The organism is Phenylobacterium sp. (assembly GCF_036402295.1).
Lineage (GTDB): Bacteria > Pseudomonadota > Alphaproteobacteria > Caulobacterales > Caulobacteraceae > Phenylobacterium.
This window is the reverse complement of the sequence record NZ_DASWTE010000245.1, coordinates 1-4,029: the sequence shown is the minus strand read 5'-3', so window position 1 is coordinate 4,029 and position 4,029 is coordinate 1. Positions and strand designations below refer to the sequence as shown.

Annotated in this window: 4 protein-coding genes and 1 pseudogene; 3 read left to right on the top strand and 2 right to left on the bottom strand. The window is 71.6% G+C overall.

Annotation, left to right across the window (positions count from 1 at the left end; all coding sequences use genetic code 11):
• A partial coding sequence (locus VGD44_RS15285; protein ID WP_331088574.1) for an AraC family transcriptional regulator occupies positions 1–623 on the bottom strand: 623 nt, incomplete at its 3' end.
• A 73-nt stretch (positions 624–696) separates the two neighbouring features.
• Here VGD44_RS15285 and VGD44_RS15280 point away from each other — a divergent pair.
• Genes VGD44_RS15280 through VGD44_RS15270 form a run of 3 tightly spaced genes read left to right on the top strand, consistent with a single transcriptional unit; the run spans position 697 to position 3,700 of the window.
• Positions 697–1,941: an MFS transporter gene (locus tag VGD44_RS15280; protein ID WP_331088572.1), complete on the top strand. Its 1,245-nt coding sequence runs from the start codon at positions 697–699 to the stop codon at positions 1,939–1,941.
• Positions 1,938–2,387 carry a bifunctional diaminohydroxyphosphoribosylaminopyrimidine deaminase/5-amino-6-(5-phosphoribosylamino)uracil reductase RibD gene (locus tag VGD44_RS15275; protein ID WP_331088570.1) on the top strand — a complete coding sequence of 150 codons (450 nt, stop codon included), beginning with the start codon at positions 1,938–1,940 and terminating at the stop codon, positions 2,385–2,387. The genes VGD44_RS15280 and VGD44_RS15275 overlap by 4 nt, the downstream gene beginning before the upstream one ends.
• Positions 2,388–2,437: 50 nt before the next feature.
• Positions 2,438–3,700: a pentapeptide repeat-containing protein gene (locus tag VGD44_RS15270; RefSeq protein ID WP_331088568.1), complete on the top strand. Its 1,263-nt coding sequence runs from the start codon at positions 2,438–2,440 to the stop codon at positions 3,698–3,700.
• Positions 3,701–3,762: 62 nt separating this feature from the next.
• Here the strand turns inward: VGD44_RS15270 and VGD44_RS15265 are convergent.
• Positions 3,763–4,029 (bottom strand): annotated as a pseudogene (locus VGD44_RS15265) (Hsp20 family protein); the annotation flags it as partial.

Below are 4,029 nucleotides of genomic sequence, written 5' to 3'. Positions count from 1 at the left end.
AGGCCGTCGGCCAGGTACTGGCGCGCCATCAGGAGCCGCAGGCGCCTCCGCCATTCGGCGAAGCCCATGCCGGTGTCCGCCTGGAAGTGGCGGATGAACGAGCGGCGGCTCATGCCCGCGGCCTGGGCCAGCTCGTCGAGGCCGCGGTCGTCGGCCGGATCGGTCTGCAGCGCATCGGTGACGCGGGCGAGGCGCGGGTGGCGCACGCGGGGCAGGCCCAGGTCGAGCGGCCGGGCGCGGCGGACCTCGTCATACAGCAGGAAACGCAGGGCCTCGCGGCGGGCGTGGTCGTCCCTGGCGGTCTCGTCCCAGGCGGCGATCAGCGAGGCCAGCAGCGGCGAGACCTCGATCACGCAGGGCTCGGCCGGCAGGTCGGGCGGGATCGGCGTCGGGAAGCGCACAGTGCGGAAGCGGCAACCGTGCGGGCCGACTTTGGTGGCGTGCTCGACGCCCGGCGGCATCCAGACGGCTTGGGCCGGCAGCACGACCCAGGTGCGGGCCGCCATGATCTGCATGCAGGAGCCGGCGGCGGCGTAGCTCAGCAGCGCCTCGTCGTCGTGGGCGTGCGCCTCCCAGCCGCTGTCGGGTGGCATCTCGTAGGGGACGATGTCGACCTGGCGCATGGTTGGCACTCTCTCGACATTCTTTGGCTCAGGATCGAGCGCAAGGGAAGCCAAACTGCGATAGCTGAAGGGCATGCGCGCCCTGACTCCTTTCAAGAGCGGACCGCTGGCCCGGCTCTGGGTCGGCCAGTCACTGTCGGCGATCGGCGACCAGGTGCAGCGGATGGCGGTGATCTGGCTGGCGGTGGAGCTGGCTGGCGCCGGCGCGGGCTTCGTTGCGTCGGCGGAGAGCGCCGCCGTGCTGGTGATCGCCCTGTTCGCCGGCGCCTGGACCGAGCGCTGGGACGCGCGCCGCACCATGATCGGGGCCGACCTGGTGCGGGCGGCGCTCGCCATCATCCCGGTGGTCGCGGCGTTGATGGGCCGGCTGGACCTCGTGGTGCTGATCGTCCCGGCGATCTTGCTGGTGGGGTTGCGCGGCGTGTTCGATCCCGCGCTGCAGGCCAGCCTGCCGCGTCTCGCGCAGGGCCAACTCCTCCTGGGCGCCAATGCGCTGATGGACGCCACCGCCCGCATCGCCCGGCTGGTCGGCCCTGCGCTGGCCGGGGCCCTGGCGGCGGTGATGCCGGTGGTCGGGCTGCTCGCGGTGAACGCGGTGACCTTCGTCGTCTCGGCCTTGGCTATCGCCTCGCTGCGCCGCGAGCTGCCGCTGCAGCGGCCGCAGACCTCGCGCTCGCGGCTGGAGCTCTTGATGCTGGGTGTGCATGCGGTCCGCCGACAGCCGGTCTTCGTCTACCTGCTCTCGCTGAGCGGCGCAGTCAGCGGGCTCTGGATGGTGGCGCTGTGGCTCTGCGTGCCGTTGGTGGTGCAGCGCGAGGGACTGACCGGCTTCGGGCTCTCGGGGCTCGGCGTGGTGGGCCTCATCATGGGCGCGTACGGCGCCGGCAACCTGGCCAGCAACCTGGTGATCGGCGGGCTCGAGGTCCGGCGGCCGGTCCAGATGGTCGTCCTGGGCATGACGGTCGTCGGCGCCGGCCTGGCGCTGATGGGCATGGCCGCGTCCGCCGCCCCGCCGGACCTGGCCGTTCCCCTGATGATGGCGGCGTCGGCCGCCGCGGCGGTGGGCGGGCCGATGTCGGACGTGCCGTTCGCCACCCTGCGCCAGACCCGTTTCCCACAGTCGGAGGTGGCCGCGGTCTACCGGTTGAACATCGTGGCCGACTGGGGCGGCATGACCTTGGCGACCGCGCTCGCGCCGGCCGTCCTGGCCTTCGCGTCGCCGGCCGTCGTCATGGCAGGCTGCGGCCTGGCGATCGTCGTGGTGACGATACCCGGCTTCTTCCGTCGGGAAGCCGATGCGCCCATCTTGGCGGAATGAGCGACGAAGACTTCATGGCCCGCGCCATCGACCTGGCGCGCACCCAAGTGGGGCGCACCGGCGACAATCCGTCGGTGGGCTGCGTGATCGTGAAGGACGGTGTGGTCATCGGCGAGGGCGTGACGGGCGAGGGCGGCCGGCCGCACGGAGAGGAGAACGCGCTGACCGCCGCCGGCGAGGCGGCGCGCGGTTCGACGGCCTATGTCACCCTGGAGCCGTGCGCCAAGCGGTCGTCGGGCGGCGTCTCGTGCAGCGAGCGGCTGGTGGCTGCGGGCGTTGTCCGGGTTGTGATCGCGGCGCCTGATTCGTCGATCTACGCGGGCGGCGAGGGGTCCCGGCGGTTGCAGGCGGCGGGGATTGTCACCGACCAGGGGTTGATGCAGGAGACGGCGGACGCTCTCTATGCGGCTTACCGTCCCGCCAAGACCCTGGAAAGTCGTCGTTAATCCCGGCCGCCTAACATGGTTCACAACGTCTTTTTGAACCGTCCCGGTCCATGCCCTCCGACAACGCCCGAACGCTCGTCCAAGCGCGCCTGACCCAGGCGGCGGTCGACGCGATCTGCGCCCGGCACGACCGACTGTGGAGCTCGAAGCCGGGCGGCGCGCGCGCGGTCTTCGCATTCAAGGACCTGTCGGGCGTCGACCTGCAGGGTCGCAACCTCTGCGACGCCGACTTCACCGGCGCGATCATGAACGACTGCAAGCTGCGCGGCGCGCGGCTCGACAACGCCACCCTGTTCTGTGCGGACATGACGGGCGCCGACCTGCGCGAGGCCTCGCTGCGCCGCGCCGACCTGCGCGGCTCGTGCATGCGCAACGTCGACCTGACCGGCGCCGACCTGTTCGAGGCCGACCTGCGCGAGGGCACGCTGGCCGCCGGCAGCCGGGAGTTCGGGTTCCGCAAGCTGGAGATCGGAGGGCCGAACTCGGGCGAGCTGCAGGGCGCCATCCTGGCCGGCGCCAACCTGGAGCGCTCGCGGCTGTCAGGCGCCATGGCGGTGCGCGCCGACTTCACCGACGCGGTGATGAAGGACGCCAAGCTGATCCGGGCCAACCTGAAACAGGCCACGATGAAGGGCGCGAACCTGTCGGGCGCCGACCTCTCCGGCGCCGACCTGGCCGGGGCCGACCTCAGCGACGCAATCCTGGTGGGCGCGCGGACGGTGGCCTGGAACGTGTCGGACGCGAACCTCAAGGGCGCGCTCACCGACGAGCCGGCCGGCCGGGCGCTGAGCGAGCTGCCCTACGCCGAAATGATCAAGGACCACGCCCGGTGGTGCGAGACCGGCGGGGCCGAGGGCAAGCCGTCGTCGTTCGACAACGCCGACCTGCGCAAGCTGACCTCGGTGCGCGGCTACAACCTGACGGCCCTCTCGGCCAAGGGCGCTGTGTTCTACGGCCTCGACATGGAGGGCGTGCAGCTCCAGGGCGCCCACCTCGAGGGCGCCGACCTGCGCAACTGCGTCCTGCGCCGCGCCGACCTGCGGGGCGCGCGGCTGGTGGGCGCGAAGCTGTCGGGGGCCGACCTGCGCGACGCCCAGATGGGACCGCTGCTGCTGGGCGCCGATCGGGTGCTGCCGTGCAACCTGACCGGCAGCCAGCTCAAGGGCGCCGACCTGACCCGCGCGGACGTGCGCCACGCGATGTTCGTCGACGCCGACGTCAGCCGCGCCAACTTCTCGGGCGCGCTGCTCAAGCAGGCCGACTTCACCGGCGTGCAGCGCCACGGCGCGCGCGGCCTGGACGACGTGATCTGACATAGAAAAGGCGGCGCTCCCGAAGGAACGCCGCCCGGCTCTTCTGGGAAGCGTCGGGTCGCTTACGCGGCCTTCTCGCCTTCGATCAGGCTCGGCTGGACGCTGGAGTTGATCTGCACGGTGCGCGGCTTCAGCGCTTCCGGAAGCTCGCGCTTCAGCGAGATCGACAGCAGGCCGTCGGCCAGGTTGGCGTCGGTGACGATCACGTAGTCCGCCAGCTGGAACCGGCGCTCGAAGTTGCGCTAGGCGAGGCCGCGGTGGAGGTACTTCTTCGCCTCGTCGTTGGCCGCCTTGCGGCCGGTGACCGTGAGCAGGTTCTCCTTCACCTC

Excerpts from the sequence above, each read along its gene's own strand:
- VGD44_RS15280 (WP_331088572.1), top strand. The coding sequence starts at position 697 with ATGCGCGCCCTGACTCCTTTCAAGAGCGGACCGCTGGCCCGGCTCTGG.
- VGD44_RS15275 (WP_331088570.1), top strand. The coding sequence starts at position 1,938 with ATGAGCGACGAAGACTTCATGGCCCGCGCCATCGACCTGGCGCGCACC.
- VGD44_RS15270 (WP_331088568.1), top strand. The coding sequence starts at position 2,438 with ATGCCCTCCGACAACGCCCGAACGCTCGTCCAAGCGCGCCTGACCCAG.